At 68.3% G+C, this 13,265-nt stretch carries 11 protein-coding genes and 1 pseudogene; 3 read left to right on the forward strand and 9 right to left on the reverse strand.

Annotation, left to right across the window (positions count from 1 at the left end; translation table 11 throughout):
* Positions 1 to 15: 15 nt before the first annotated feature.
* From ACF1GV_RS02705 to ACF1GV_RS02715, 3 genes and pseudogenes are all read left to right on the forward strand, one after another.
* Positions 16 to 231 (forward strand): annotated as a pseudogene (locus ACF1GV_RS02705) (transposase); the annotation flags it as partial.
* Positions 232 to 541: 310 nt separating this feature from the next.
* Complete coding sequence (locus tag ACF1GV_RS02710; protein ID WP_363264602.1) at positions 542 to 1,867, forward strand: tryptophan 7-halogenase; 1,326 nt, start codon at positions 542 to 544, stop codon at positions 1,865 to 1,867.
* A 73-nt stretch (positions 1,868 to 1,940) separates the two neighbouring features.
* A complete protein-coding gene (locus tag ACF1GV_RS02715) occupies positions 1,941 to 2,744 on the forward strand; it encodes a class I SAM-dependent methyltransferase (protein WP_363264601.1) in 804 nt (267 codons plus the stop codon).
* 51 nt (positions 2,745 to 2,795) lie between these two features.
* Here the strand turns inward: ACF1GV_RS02715 and ACF1GV_RS02720 are convergent, their stop codons facing one another.
* The 9 genes from ACF1GV_RS02720 to ACF1GV_RS02760 all read right to left on the reverse strand — a co-directional run bounded on the left by ACF1GV_RS02720 (position 2,796) and on the right by ACF1GV_RS02760 (position 12,545).
* Entirely contained in the window at positions 2,796 to 4,007 is a 1,212-nt protein-coding gene (locus tag ACF1GV_RS02720; protein ID WP_391677135.1) for a hypothetical protein, read from the reverse strand.
* A 55-nt stretch (positions 4,008 to 4,062) separates the two neighbouring features.
* On the reverse strand, positions 4,063 to 5,112 hold the full coding sequence (locus ACF1GV_RS02725) for an OsmC family protein (RefSeq protein WP_391677136.1): 1,050 nt from the start codon (positions 5,110 to 5,112) through the stop codon (positions 4,063 to 4,065).
* A gap of 7 nt (positions 5,113 to 5,119) precedes the next feature.
* On the reverse strand, positions 5,120 to 6,415 hold the full coding sequence (locus tag ACF1GV_RS02730; RefSeq protein WP_391677137.1) for a trans-sulfuration enzyme family protein: 1,296 nt from the start codon (positions 6,413 to 6,415) through the stop codon (positions 5,120 to 5,122).
* Between the two features lie 16 nt (positions 6,416 to 6,431).
* Positions 6,432 to 7,634: a MalY/PatB family protein gene (locus ACF1GV_RS02735; protein WP_391677138.1), complete on the reverse strand. Its 1,203-nt coding sequence runs from the start codon at positions 7,632 to 7,634 to the stop codon at positions 6,432 to 6,434.
* On the reverse strand, positions 7,631 to 8,362 hold the full coding sequence (locus ACF1GV_RS02740) for a ferredoxin--NADP reductase (protein WP_391677139.1): 732 nt from the start codon (positions 8,360 to 8,362) through the stop codon (positions 7,631 to 7,633). The genes ACF1GV_RS02735 and ACF1GV_RS02740 overlap by 4 nt, the downstream gene beginning before the upstream one ends.
* A 106-nt stretch (positions 8,363 to 8,468) precedes the next feature.
* Positions 8,469 to 9,845 (reverse strand): cation:proton antiporter, encoded by a 1,377-nt coding sequence (locus ACF1GV_RS02745; protein ID WP_391677141.1) that lies wholly within the window; start codon positions 9,843 to 9,845, stop codon positions 8,469 to 8,471.
* A gap of 73 nt (positions 9,846 to 9,918) precedes the next feature.
* Complete coding sequence (locus ACF1GV_RS02750; RefSeq protein WP_391677143.1) at positions 9,919 to 10,833, reverse strand: phytanoyl-CoA dioxygenase family protein; 915 nt, start codon at positions 10,831 to 10,833, stop codon at positions 9,919 to 9,921.
* 202 nt (positions 10,834 to 11,035) lie between these two features.
* Positions 11,036 to 11,233 carry a hypothetical protein gene (locus ACF1GV_RS02755; RefSeq protein WP_391677145.1) on the reverse strand — a complete coding sequence of 66 codons (198 nt, stop codon included), beginning with the start codon at positions 11,231 to 11,233 and terminating at the stop codon, positions 11,036 to 11,038.
* A 307-nt stretch (positions 11,234 to 11,540) separates the two neighbouring features.
* Positions 11,541 to 12,545: a LuxR C-terminal-related transcriptional regulator gene (locus ACF1GV_RS02760; RefSeq protein WP_391677146.1), complete on the reverse strand. Its 1,005-nt coding sequence runs from the start codon at positions 12,543 to 12,545 to the stop codon at positions 11,541 to 11,543.
* Between the last annotated feature and the right edge of the window lie 720 nt (positions 12,546 to 13,265).

Consider the following 13,265-nt stretch of genomic DNA (forward strand, 5'->3'; position numbering starts at 1 on the left):
GCGGGCGGTCCGTGGCTGGTCGCGCCCACGCGGCGGAGCCGCACAGGCCAGCGGGTGGTGCCTGAAGCCCCGACTCGGCCTCAGGGTGGCGGTCGGCGTCGGCACGGTGACCGTGAGGTACTGGGCGCGATCGTGTTCGTGTCGACGTCAGGCTGCACGTGGCAGCAGCTGCCCACCACTTCGTTCGGACCGTCCGCAGCGACGGCTCACCGCCGGTTCACCGAGTGGACTGCCCGCACGAAACCCGACTCGGACGCGTGAAGCGCGGACAGCGGCCGGCCGAGGAGCGAGCCGGGCAGAAGCAGACCGGCGCCCTGGCGCGGATCCGGACGCTCGACGAACCGGCGGGCGGGAACGCCGAGGAGGCCCGGGCCCGGCAGGCGACCGACGCATGGGGCGGAGGCGGCAGCGACGACGGGGCCGGTCCTGTGGACTCCTTATGCCAGGTCCGGATCAGGCCAGCCGAGATCGCTGACACGGCCTCCGGTGGTGGGAGAACCTGCTGGTCACGGGAACGACCCACCATCGGAGGGGCTCAAGCGTGAAGCGCGAAATCATCGTCGTCGGCGGTGGCACGGCAGGTCTGATCGCCGCCATCACCCTTACTCGTTCGTGTCCGGACGCGGACGTCACCGTCATCCGTTCCACCGCTCTGGGCAACATCATGGTCGGCGAGGGCACCTTCGCGAACACGCCCAGCTATCTGCATGGCGTCCTCGGCATCCCGGAGGACGACTTCCACGCCAAGGTCAACCCCGTCTGGAAGCTCGGTGTGCGGTTCAGCTGGGGCCGGAGGCCGTACTTCGACTACCCCTTCAACGAGCAGTTCGACAACCAGATTCTGCCCTCTCAGCACAAGTCCTGGGGTTACTACCACCTGGACGAGTACGAAGGCGGCTCGCTCCCGGCCGCTGTCACGGGCAAGGCGCCTGCGAAGAACTTCGGCTACCACATCGAGAACCAGCCGTTCGTTGAGTACCTGGAGCAGCACTTCACGAAGCTCGGCGGGAAGCTCCTCGATGCCAAGGTGGCGGCGGTCGAGACCGGCGAGGCCGGTGTCGAGGGGCTGGTCCTCGATTCGGGGGAGCGGTACACGGCGGACTTCTTCGTCGACGCTTCGGGCTTCCGGGCCGAACTGATCCACAAGGGCCTCGGTGAGCCGTTCGTCAGCATGCGCGACCACCTGTTCTGCGACAAGGCGGTGGTGGGCGGCTGGACGAGGCAGGACGAGCCCATCCAGCCGTACACGACGATGGACACCATGGACGCCGGCTGGTGCTGGCGCATCGACCACGAGAACGTCATCAACCGCGGATACGTCTACAGCAGCGCGCACATCAGCGCCGACCAGGCGGCCGACGAACTGGTGCGCAAGAACCCGAAGATCGACGGGAGCAGCCTGCGGGTGGTGCCGTTCGAGGCACGTCACGTCCGTCGGCCGTGGGTGAAGAACGTTGCGGCCATCGGCAACGCGTGTGGCTTCGTCGAGCCGCTGGAAGCGACGAACATCCAGGTCATCTGCATGCACGCGGAACGGCTCGCCAAGGCCATCAACGCCGGCGGCCTCGACGACCCCCACCTCGCGGAGGACTACAACGAGGCGGTCCAGTTGCAGTGGGAGGACATCCGTGACTTCCTCGCCCTGCACTACCGCTTCAACAACCGTCTGAGCACGCCCTTCTGGGAGATGGCGACCCGTGAGACCCCGCTGGGCGGTCTGGAGGAGTACGTGAAGCTCTACCAGGAGACCGGCCCCGTGCTGCTCACGGACGGCGCGGGCCGGCCGGGGAGCATGTTCGGTTATGACGGTCATCTCGCCCTTCTGCTGGGCCTGCGGGTGCCGTGGAAGGACGGCGGCATCCGCTGACCGGTTCTTCGCCCCGCCCGTCGCCGTCCGCACGGCGGCGGGCGTCGTCAGGTCCGCTCAACGAAGAGGCATCATGATCGACCACTCCCTCGTCTCCCGGCACTACGAGTCCTTCAGCGAAGGGCCGCGGCTGCGGAAATCGCGAGTCCGCCGTCTCGAACACGACACGACCCTCCACGTGCTGGACCGACACCTCGCGCCCCGATCGGCCATCCTGGAGCTCGGTGCGGGTCACGGGGCCTATTCCTTCCGCTTCGCACGGCAGGGCCACCATGTCACCGCGACGGACCTCGTCGGCGTCAACGTCGAAGCGATGCTCGCCCTGGCGAAGGAAGAGGGCCTCGACTCGGTCGACATCCGCCAGGCCGACGCGACGAGCCTCGAAGGCATCAGCGACGGTGTGTACGACTCCGTGTTGTGCCTCGGCCCCTTCTATCACCTGCGGACGCGTGCACTGCGCCGCCGCTGCCTGCTCGAATGCAGGCGAGTGGTGCGTGACAGCGGCATCGTCGCCGTCTCCTACATCAACCGTGTCTTCGCCGTGAACTACTTGCTCAAGAACGGCACACCGCTCACGGCCGACCAGTACGCATCGCTGACCGACCCTGATGACGAGCGCGTCGACTACCCGGACGAGTTCTTCAACGTCACGCACTTCTCCACGCAGGAGGCGGTCGAAGCCGAACTGCGGGGCGCCGGCTTCGAGATCGTGGAGCACGCCGGCACGGACGGAGCCTGCGGCTTCTTCCCGGAGACCTTGGAGGGTCTCGACGAGCGCCGGTTCCTGGACTACCGGGCGTACCACCTCACGACCTGCTCGCAGCCCTCGCAGCGAGGCGCCAGCAGCCACTGCCTCGTCATCGCGAGGAAGATCTGAGCCCTGCGGTTCTCAGCGCCCGTCCGGCACCCACCGGGCGGGCGCTGCTCTTCACACCCCGGCCGGTGCCGGCATCGCCACCACGATCCGCTCGCCGTCCTCGCCGTGGAAGGTGTTGATGCCGACCCGTCGTCGGCCCCAGGCATCGCAGCGCGCGTACCCGAGTCCGATGCCGAACACCCCCGGCACGGCGTGGTGACCCGCATCCACGATGCGGCACTCGTCGTCGACCTGGACTGCTCCGTCGGCCATCGGTATCCGCTCGCCCCACTGGTCGAACACAGGCACCGCCCGCGTGCGGTATCCCAGGGCGTGGACGACCAGGCCCGCCTCGGCGAGCACCCCTCGTGCGTCGTCGGAGCCGGTGTGGCACAGGGTGAGCCGCGGCTCGCGGCCCTGGAGCGCCCGCAGGCACAGCTCACGTGGTCCGGAACGCAGTCCGTGGAAGCGATTGATCACGCCGGACTCCGGACAGGTCTCCAGCCGGCCGGCAAGGGCCGGTGGCACGGAGTCGGCCTCGGCCCGATCGGCGTAGGCGAGCGAGATGCTGCGGTGGACGAGGACCAGGCCACCTTCGGGTATCCCGTCACCGAAGCGGTCGAGGAGGAGTTCGGCGGCTGCGAAACCGCTGTGCGAGCCGCCGAGGATGGCGATCCTGCCACCTGCCCGGAGCACCCGAGCGGCCTCGTCGAGGCGCCCGGACATCAGCTGTGCCGAGCCGATCAGCCGGCCCGGCGGTATGCCGTACCGGTGGGACGCCTGCTGGGTGTCCTCGTAGCCGCCGGTCGCGAGCACGACCGCCCCTGAGGTGACGAGTGCGGACCCGGCGCTGTCCACGCTCGTCCAGGAGCCGTCGCGGTTGCGGCGGATCTCCCTGACATCCGCCCCGTAGGTGAACCCGTCCGGAAGGACGGCCTCGACCGCCCGCGAGAGATCGTTCATGAACTCACCGACCAGGGCCAGCGGAACCTGACGGTCATGTCGCTCCCGCAGAAGCTCGCCCGCCCGGCCGTGCAACGCCGTGGCGAAGATCCCGTCGGGGCGAACGCCTGCGAGGAAGTCCTTGCCGACGGAGTTGGCGTCGATCAGGAAGGGGAAGCGGAGGCCGCTCAGGGCCGCGGGCGTCGGTGCACGGTCGAGGAACGCGAGCCCCTCGGACACGAGCCGCGGCAGCTCGCCCCTGCGGTCTGCCGCGAGGGCGAGGCCCAGGGCGGCCGGGCCGCATCCGATCACTTGGCACAGCACGCCACTCACCGCGCGCACCTCAGCTTCCTCTGCATGTCGACGAGTTCCCGATCACGTATCTCCACGGCGTGCCTCAGGCCGCGGTGTCCTGCTCGCCGCTGGACAGCCGTACCTCGACGGGGTGCGGCAACGCGAGCAGTTCGACGAGGGCCGAAGCCTCCACCGCGGCGCGGAAGTACTCTTCGGTCTCCGCGGACGTGATGCCGGCCGGTCCCTCGACGGTGCAGCTGATCGTTTGGAAACCGACCGCGGCGGAGGGATCGACCAGCATCAGTCCGCGCAGGTCCAGTCGTCCCTGTGCGTTCACCGTCCACTCCCCGGCGCTTCCGGTGGCGGCCGCCTGCTTTCGCGCCGCCAGCGCCGCCAGCTCGGCGGCGAGAGCGATCACGACGTACTCCTGCGGATTCGGAGCCCAGTCCACACCGGCGAACTGCTTCGCCTCGTCGACGCGGAGGGGCAGCCGGCACCCGTCGAAGTCGAGGCCCGCGGACTCGAACTGCGTGCCACTGATCCACTTCACATGGCGGCGGACCGTCCGCGCACCGGGTGCACCGGCCGGGGCCTCCTCGAGGTGCCAGGTGAGTTCCTGCTCAGCGGTGTGGAAGTGCAGCTCGGTGTCGTCCTTGACCGTGCGGTGGTTGGGGCTGCGGTCCAGGATCTGCCGGGTCACTTCCTCGATCAGGCCGGCGTCCGCGTCGGAGCGCGTGCTGATGTCGTAGGCGAGCCGGCGCACCCGGGCGGTGGACAGGGAGACCTCGTCCCTCGGCAGCACATCCGCGGAGATCACCATCTCGATGGTGTCGAAGGTGATGCCCCGGGCAGTGCCGCCCGCGATGGCCGTCTTGAGCGAGCACACCCCTACGGCGGCGAGCGCGAGATCGAGAGGCGTGTGTTCCTGTACCTGGGGGCCGGCCTGGTGATCCTGCCACCCGTCGGCGAGATCCAGCTCGAACCGGCGCGCGGACTTGACCCGCCCGAGAAGGGCCGGACGCGTCCACGCGCGCAGCCCCCGCCCCGGCCTGAAGCGTGCGGTGGCGTGATAGCGGAACTGTGCTTCCTGGGCGTCTTCGCGGATCTCGTTCACGAATTCGCCGGAGCTGGAGACGTTGAAACCGTTGCGCATGTCTGTCCTAGATCGATTCGAGGGCCCGGGCGATGTCCGCGATGAGGTCTTCGGCGCGCTCCACGCCCGCCGAGTAGCGGACCAGCCCCGGTCGAATCCCGATGGACGCACGTTGTGCGGTGGTCAGCGAGCAGTGAGAGGTGTTGAAGGGCAGGCTGACCAGTGACTCGACGCCGCCGAGGCTGGTGGCCACGTAGGGGATCTCCAGGGCGGCGCAGAACTTCAGGGCGCCGGTGTCCCCGTCCGCCACCTCGAAGGCGACCATCCCGCCGTATCCGCGGACATCGGCTTCGAGGTGCTGGTGGGGGTAGTGCTCCAGCGACGGGTGGTGGACGGCCAGGACCTTCTCGTGTCCGTCGAGGAAGGCGGCCAGCGCGCCGGCGTTGGCGTTGTGCGCCTGCATGCGCAGTGCGAGCGTCTTCAGACCGCGTTCCAGGAGATAGCACGCAAGCGGTTCCATCGTTCCGCCGAACCGGAGCGCTTGAGCCCAGATCCGGTCGACGAACTTCCTGCTTCCGGCCACCACTCCGGCCGTCACGTCGCTGTGTCCGTTGAGGTACTTCGTGGCGCTGTGCACCACGATGTCCGCGCCGAGGTCCAACGGCCGGAGGTTGACGGGCGAGAGGAAGGTGTTGTCGACGACGAGGAGGGCGTTGTGCCTCTTGGCGATCTCGGCGATCGCGCGCAGCCGGGGCGCCTTGAGCAGCGGATTGGTCAGGCTCTCGAAGAAGAGGAGCTGGGTCTCGGGCCGGATGGCGGCCTCGATGGCGGCCAGGTCGGTGGAGTCGACGAAGGTCACTTCGCGGCCCGCCGAGGGCATGTCCTCACGCATCAGGTTGTAGGTGCCGCCATACACGTCGTACGCCGTGATGATGTGGCTGCCGCTGTTGGTGAGCGCGTAGATCGTGCTGGCGATGGCGCTCATGCCGGACGAAGTGACCACGGCGCTCTCGGCGCCCTCGAGGGCGGCCATCTTCTCCTGCACCGACCACTGCGACGGGTTGCCGTACCGCGTGTAGATGGGTACGTCACGGGTGGCGCCTCGCTCGAAGGCCGAGTAACTCAGCTCGTCGAGAAGGAAGGTACTCGTCTGGAAGACGGGGGTGCCCACGGCGCCGGTGACCGGGTCCTCGTACGTTCCGCCGTGGACGGCGACGGTCGCCGCCCCGAGCGAGGGATCGACGGCCCGGTGGTGGACCGACCGCGGGCCGGGATTACGGCGTCGCTTCAGGTCGTTGAGCCAGTGTGCGTCGGCTTCCAGGCCGGCCTGGAAGCCGACTGCTGTGCGGTCTTGCTCGCTCACGGTTCTCCTCACGTGGTCAGTGGTGCGCGATCTCTCGGTCCCGGCGTCGGCGCCTCGGCATGCGCCGATGCACCGCGTCGGCCATCTGCCGGACGATCCGGTCGAGGATCGGTTCGGTGGTGGCGAAGTTGAGGCGTACGAAGCCCCGGCCCGGTGCACCGCAGGTGCCGCCGTCCACGGTCGTCACGCCCGCCTCGGAGACGAAGAAGCCGGCCAGGTCGGGGCCGGGCAGGGCCAGCTCCCGGCAGTCCAGCCAGCCCAGGTACGTGCCCTCGGGCGGCAGGTAGCGAACGCCCGGCAGGTGCTCGTGCAGCAGCTCCCGCAGAAGGTGCCGGTTACGGTCCAGGCGGGCGCGTACACCGTCCAGCCACGGCTGGCCTTCGCGGTAGGCCGCCGTGCCGGCCACCACGCCCAGGACCGACGTACCGTCGGTGGCCAGGCGGCCGAGTCCCTCCCAGCGCGCACGGTCGGCGTCATTGGTGAGCACCATCTGGGCACACTTCAAGCCCGCGATGTTCCATGCCTTGGAGGCGGACACGGCAGTGAGGGTGTGGTGCGCCGCGGTGGACGACGTCGACGCGTACGGCACGTGACGGTGGCCCGCGTACACGAGCGGGGCGTGCACCTCATCGGAGAAGACCCTCCCGCCGTGCCGGTCGACCACGTGGCTGATGGCCCTCAACTCCCCGGTGTCCAGCACCCTGCCCAGGGGGTTGTGCGGGTTGCACAGCACCAGCAGGTCTCCGCCCTCGCGGTAGGCCCGGTCGAGGGCGTCGAGGTCGTAGACGTATCTGTTGCCCGACCTCACCAGCTCCACCTGGATGACCCTGCGGCCCAGCAGGCCGGGGACGGTGAGGAACGGGGTGAAGGTCGGAACGGGGACGATGACGGGTGAACCGGGCCGGGAGAAGTGCTCGACGGCCACATGGAAGGCGCGGATGACGTCGGGCAGCAGCCGTACGTCGTCCGGCGCCACGTTCCACCCGTAGGCGTGGCGCTGCCAGTCGGCACACGCCTCGCTCAGTCCGCTCGCGAGTCCGGGGGGAAGGTAGCCGAGGAGATCTCTGCGGAGCGCTTCGGTCAGTGCGGCGGTGACCGGTGGTGCTGTGCCGTAGTCCATCTCGGCGGCACAGGCCCCGAGGAGTCCGGGGCCGGAGACCGTCCATTTCAAGTGCCCCGCATCGCGCAGGGACTCCACCGTGATCTCGTCGCCGTTCATCGCGTACGGGAAGGGCGGCCTGACTCGGTCCTGATGGAAGCCGGTGGTCGTCCGGCGGACAGCAGGGCGTCGATCACCATGGTCTGGTAGGCGGGCGGTCCGCAGACGTAGGTGGTGGGCGTGTCCACCGCCGTGACGACGTCCCGGACCGCGACGGCGTCCAGCCTGCCTTCCGATCCGGTCAGGCGCAGATCGAGGCGCATGCGATCCGGGTACGCGTGCTCCAGCTGCTCCAGTGCGGCGATGAACGGGGTGGTGTCACGGTGACGGCCCGAGTAGTGCAGATGGACTTTCCGGCGGGAGGAGGCCAGAGCGTATTTGCACAGTGAGTAGAGCGGCGTGATGCCCACCCCGGCGGCGAAAAGGAGGATGTCGCTGTCGGACTCGTCGAGGGTGAACCCGCCGGCCGGCGGCAGAGCCTCCAGCGTCATGCCCGGCACGGCCTTCTCGTACAGCCAGTTGGAGCCGGCTCCGCCGGGGCTGTCCTTGACCGTGACCGCGAGACCGGGGTCGGAGACAGGGCAGGTGGAGATGGAGTACGAGCGCATGACGGGCCGGTCGGCGCGGGCGGGCAGCCTCAGGGTGAGGAATTGTCCGGCGCGATAGGTGAGGAGCCCGGCAGCCGAGCCCGGGGCGGGCTCGAGGACGAAGGTCTTGACGTTCCTTCCCTCTTCGACGATGTGGTCGATGCTGACGTGGACGAGTGGAGCGTCCGCTGATCGGCTCATGGACGGACTTCCTTGATCGGAGAACGGATCTGTGCCTTCGGCAGCCCCGGCGCTGTCGGGACGCCCGGGGTGAACGTCGCGACAGCGCCGGGGGCCCGGCCGGTGCTCAAGCAGCGCTGCGCGCACCGGTCAGGTCCTCTGCTGGGCTGCCAACACCGGACGCAGGGGCAGGACCGGCCGACGCCGTGGCCGGCTGCGGCGCGGACGGCAGGCGCTTCGCCGTCCATGCGCGCCGTGCGTCCTCCTCGCGGCCCGGTGTGAAGTGCAGCCGGTAGAGCGGCATCGCCAGCGCGGTAGTCAGGACGGCGATCAGGACCAGGATGGAGAACAGCTCCTTGTCGATGAGGCCGAGGGAGAGCCCGATGTTGATGAAGATAAGGATCATCAGCCCCCGGGCGTTCATCAGCCCGCCCATCGCGACCGACTCCCCCCGGCCCCATCGGAAGGAGCGCAGGACGGTCAGCGCGGAGAGGAACTTCGAGGCGAAGCCGGCCACGAACAGCACGCCGAGGGTCCAGAGGTAGGTGCCGTTCAAGGCGCCCGTGAGGTCGGTGTTGAGGCCGGAGAAGGCGAAGAACACCGGCAGGAATACGCACCTCACCACCTGCATCAGCCGTAGGTTCAGCAGGGGCGCGAAGCCCGGGACGCGCGGCAGGGCGACGCCGCAGACGAAGCCGCCGAACACCGAGTAGATGCCGATGTAGTCGGTGAACCACCCCGCCGCGAGGACCGTCCCGAGCAGGGCCACGAAGAGGTGGTCGCCTATCCGGCCGTCACGCACCGCCTTTTCCATGGGCGCGCGGAACAGCCTCGGCAGCAGGAGGAAAGCGGCACCCAAGAACAGGACGGCAGGAACGATGGTCGCCCAGGAGGCAAGGATGCTGCCGTGGACGAACAGCGCGCTCACCACCGCGAGGATGCACCAGGCTGCCGCGTCGTCGATCGCCGCCGCACGGACCGCGACACCACCGAAGGCGGTGTGCATCATGTCTCGTTCCTGGAGCGCCCGGGCGAGCATCGGGAAAGCCGTCAGGGAGAGCGCTCCGCCGACGAAGAGCATGAACAGCGACAGGCTGACACCGGAGGGCCGGTAGTCGTCCGCGATGTACCAGGCGGTGCCCGCGCCGACGAGGAGCGGGACCACGATGCCCGCGGTGGCGAGCACCACCGGCAGCGCCTTCTCCCTCCGGCTGCCGGGGTGGTACTCGTGCTCGAGCCCGACCAGGAACATGTACAGGCACAGTCCGACCATGGCGATCACGTACAACGTCGGCTTGACCGTGGTGGAGAAGACATAACCGCTGAAGTCCGGCGCCAGGGCGCCGAGCACGGTGGGGCCCAGGACGATGCCGGAGACCATTTCACCCACCACGGCCGGCTGACCGATCCTGGTGGCGAGGCGTCCGAATATCCGGGCGGCCAGCATGATGACGCACAGAGCCGCGGTCACCGCGAGCAGGAGTTGCATTTTGGGGTCGTGCATCGGTCCGACGACCTCCGCCCTTTCGTTCACAAGACGCGTGGTACTCGCTGAAGACGGCCTCGGCCGTTCTGGTTCAGCGGCTGACGGTGCCCTCTTCCAGGCGCTGCACCATGCGGCGTGTCGTCTCGAGCGGGGTCTCGGCGAGGGACGGCTCGGTGAACCCGCCTCGCTCGTTGATCTCGGAGACCCTGGCGTTCCACTCCTCGTGACCGCGGAAGGCGATCGACTCCTCGGGCGAGTAGGCCGGCCACTTGCGGTACTGGTTGGCCGCCGCGCCCCTGTTGCCGCGGACCAGGACCGGGTCGAGGTAGAGGCCCTCGTTCGCGACGAGCGTGGATGTGGCGATGTAACCGATGTCCAGGCCGCAGCGCCGCTTCTCGGAGGTGTTCGCCTCGGAACAGTGCAGGATGTTCGGGTGGTGGATCGAGACGTCGCCCGGCTGCAGTTCGATGTCGACGACGCCGGCCTTCTCCGCCCAGTCGCGGACGATCTCCTCGCGGGTCTCGGAGTAGAGCATGTTGGCGACGTCGGTGCGCACCGACGGGGCGTGGATGGGCAGTTCATGGCTGCCGGGGATGATCCGGAGGCAGCCGTTCTCGGTGGTGGATTCGTCGATGGCCGCCCACACGGTCAGCGCCTCCATGGGCCGCAGCTTCCAGTAGGCGCCGTCCTGGTGCCACAGCACGGGCCGGCCGTCGCGCGGCGGCTTGCAGACGTAGTGGGAGGTGAAACACGCGAGGTCGGGCCCGAGGACCGACTCCGCGATGTCCACCAGGCGTTCGTCGGTGACCAAGCGGACCCAGAAGGCGTCGTTGCGCATCAGGGGGTGGTGGTACTCCTCCGGCCGGAGGTGCGGGTAGCGGCGGCCGAGCCATTCGACATGCTCGCGCGCTTCGGCGATGAGGTCTTGGTCGAGGACATTGCGGAGGATCGCGAAGCCGTTCTTCTCGTATTCGTTGAGGACGGCCGCGGTGTCGATCTCGGACATGGGAAAACCCCCACTGGTGTGAAGTGTGTGAACAGGGATGGCGCGGTGTGGGGCGCGGAAACTACGGCGGACGGGGCGCGGGATGCGCGGCAGACGAGCGCACGCACTGTGCGGACCCGGCGATGTGGCCGCTGTCGGTGAGCGGCGAGCGGTGAGCGGGGAGCGGGGAGCCGCACGCGGGCCGTCGTTGCCCGCGCTCGGCTCACTGCCGGCCGGTGGTGTCCTCGACGGTGGCCGGGGTCGGGGACTGCCAGCCGGTGGTGGAGCCGAGGGCCTGGGTACGAGTGGCGGGGTGGCTGCCGGTGCCCTCGGTGGTCGTGGCGGTGACGGCGAGGGCGGCGCAGGAGGCGAGGAGGGTCGCGGCGAGGGCCTTGGCGGTGCGGTGGCGTGCGAAGGACATGGCTGCTCCTGGGGTGCGTCGTGCGGTGGTTCCGGGAGGCCGGTACTGGCCGGAAGGGGCCCGGCGCGGTTGCGCAGCGGTCCCCGTTCCGGTGAGGCAGGTGGTCAGTGGTCTGCCTCGTGGCCCCGTGAGCAGCACTTTTGCCGACCCGACCGGGCGTTGTCACCGTTCTTCGCTGTCCTGATCCGGCGGTGTCATAAGCAGTCCACCGTGCAGCCGGGATCCGCCCGCACATGCGGGGAGGCCGGGTTGTGCCGAGGTGATTCCTCGGCACAACCCGGCCTCCGGCCCGACTCGGCCATGCCGTCTACGTGGCGTCGTCCATGGTGATCCATCCCCGCAGAGCGGCCTTCGCGCCGGCCTGGAAGCGGCTGCGGGCGTCCATCTTGTCCATGAGGTCGGCAGCGATACGACGGACGGTACGTGAGGAGACCCCGACGCGCTTGGCGATGTTCTCGTCCGTGTGTCCCTTGGCCAGCAGCCTCAGAACCTCTGCCTCTGCCGGAGTCAGTCCCCGGTCGTCACGTTCCAGGGCCTTGTTGGACCCCAGGGGGGTGGCCCGCTCCCACGTCGATTCGAAGAGCCCGCACAGGGCCGCGAGTATGCCTTCGCCGCGCAGGACCACGGCGCCCGTGGAGCTGTCGTCACGTGTGACCGGAACGAGAGCCGTTGTCCGGTCCATGATCAGCATGCGGATGGGAAGCGACGGCACCGTGCGGACCTGGCCGCCCTGCTCCGCCAGCCAGTTGGCATAGGCGACCGTCGGCGGATTGTTGCGGAGGCTGTCCAGGTACAGGGTGCGCATTCTGATGCCGCGTCGCAGGAGGTCGGCGTCCTGGGGCTTTGCAGCCTCCATGTTCTCCGCTGTCTGTGCACCATCGGGGGTGAACGCCATCACCTCCTCCCTGACCTCGGCGCACAGCAGACGGATTCGATCCCGGATCTCGTCGAGGCGGTACAGCCGTTCTATCTCGCCGTTTCCGGTGTCCTGTACCTGTGAGAATTCCGCCATGATTTTCTCGGCAGCGTATCTCGCGTCTTCCAGCTGTTGCTGTGCGGCCGCGAGTTTGGCCTGCCGCTCGGCCAGCAGAACCTTCATGCCGATCTGCGGGGAGACGGCGTGCATCCGGTTGGGGTCGTCGGCTGCAGGGCGGACGAGGGCCAGTGCGCTGAGCCGGTCGAGCTGGGTTCTCAGTTCGGCTTCGGAGAGACCGGTGAGTTCTCTTATCCGATGGAATCCCTCGCTCGGGTGGGCGAGCATCGTTCGGTAAACGAGCTCGGTCGCCCCTTCTATGCCTAGTATTTCCGGCATTTTAGTGCCCATTTCTTTCAGTGCAACCGGTAATTTCTTACCGACACAGGTGTACCGAGAATACATGAGGGCGAGGCTGACTCCCGGGTTCCGGTGCCCAGTTGCCTTGCATCTCACATCCCGCTGGTCAGAGGGTGCATGCAAGAGCTTGGTTGCCTGTTGTGATGATTTAAGGGCCAACGATTATCGGCGGACCTCGGGGTTGAATTTCAGCCATTGGCTCAGCGCAACGCAGGGTCGTCTCGGTCCATCAACTCGCCTGATTTGAAACGGAGTTGTCGTCGGCTCGCGCGTCCTCTTCCGTCCTCGTCCGCATGTGGCCCGGTCAATCCCTGGTGAATGGGATGCGGCTCATCGATGCTCCCAGGTATGCGACTTGTTCACGTACGCCTTGACGGACCCCATGTGCATATTGAGTCCGATTTCTCATCGTTCATCATGTCTTGCGCAACTGACGAGGATTGCCTCGAACATGTGATGGTCCACGAAGGGCCTCCCCCGACGGTCGGTCTCTTTCTCGCCGCGGAGTCCCTGGAAAGTGCGGAGCTGACGGCTTACGGCGTGGTCCGGCGAGCCCTGGACCGGCGCCCGGAGTACGCGGGCATGTCCGTGGTCCGCTGCAGCACCCCCTTGCTCGTGCCCTATTACGAGCGACTGCTGGCGGCGGCCCTCCCAGGGGGTGGACTGCTTATGACACCGCCGGATCAGGACAGCGAAGAA

Origin of the sequence: Streptomyces sp. NPDC014006 (assembly GCF_043088925.1) — a bacterium.
In the GTDB taxonomy this organism is placed as follows: Bacteria; Actinomycetota; Actinomycetes; order Streptomycetales; family Streptomycetaceae; genus Streptomyces.

Coding starts and splice junctions, on each gene's coding strand:
- ACF1GV_RS02715 (WP_363264601.1), top strand. CDS start 1,941: ATGATCGACCACTCCCTCGTCTCCCGGCACTACGAGTCCTTCAGCGAA.
- ACF1GV_RS02725 (WP_391677136.1), bottom strand. CDS start 5,112: ATGCGCAACGGTTTCAACGTCTCCAGCTCCGGCGAATTCGTGAACGAG.
- ACF1GV_RS02735 (WP_391677138.1), bottom strand. CDS start 7,634: ATGAACGGCGACGAGATCACGGTGGAGTCCCTGCGCGATGCGGGGCAC.
- ACF1GV_RS02740 (WP_391677139.1), bottom strand. CDS start 8,362: ATGAGCCGATCAGCGGACGCTCCACTCGTCCACGTCAGCATCGACCAC.
- ACF1GV_RS02745 (WP_391677141.1), bottom strand. CDS start 9,845: ATGCACGACCCCAAAATGCAACTCCTGCTCGCGGTGACCGCGGCTCTG.
- ACF1GV_RS02750 (WP_391677143.1), bottom strand. CDS start 10,833: ATGTCCGAGATCGACACCGCGGCCGTCCTCAACGAATACGAGAAGAAC.
- ACF1GV_RS02755 (WP_391677145.1), bottom strand. CDS start 11,233: ATGTCCTTCGCACGCCACCGCACCGCCAAGGCCCTCGCCGCGACCCTC.
- ACF1GV_RS02760 (WP_391677146.1), bottom strand. CDS start 12,545: ATGCCGGAAATACTAGGCATAGAAGGGGCGACCGAGCTCGTTTACCGA.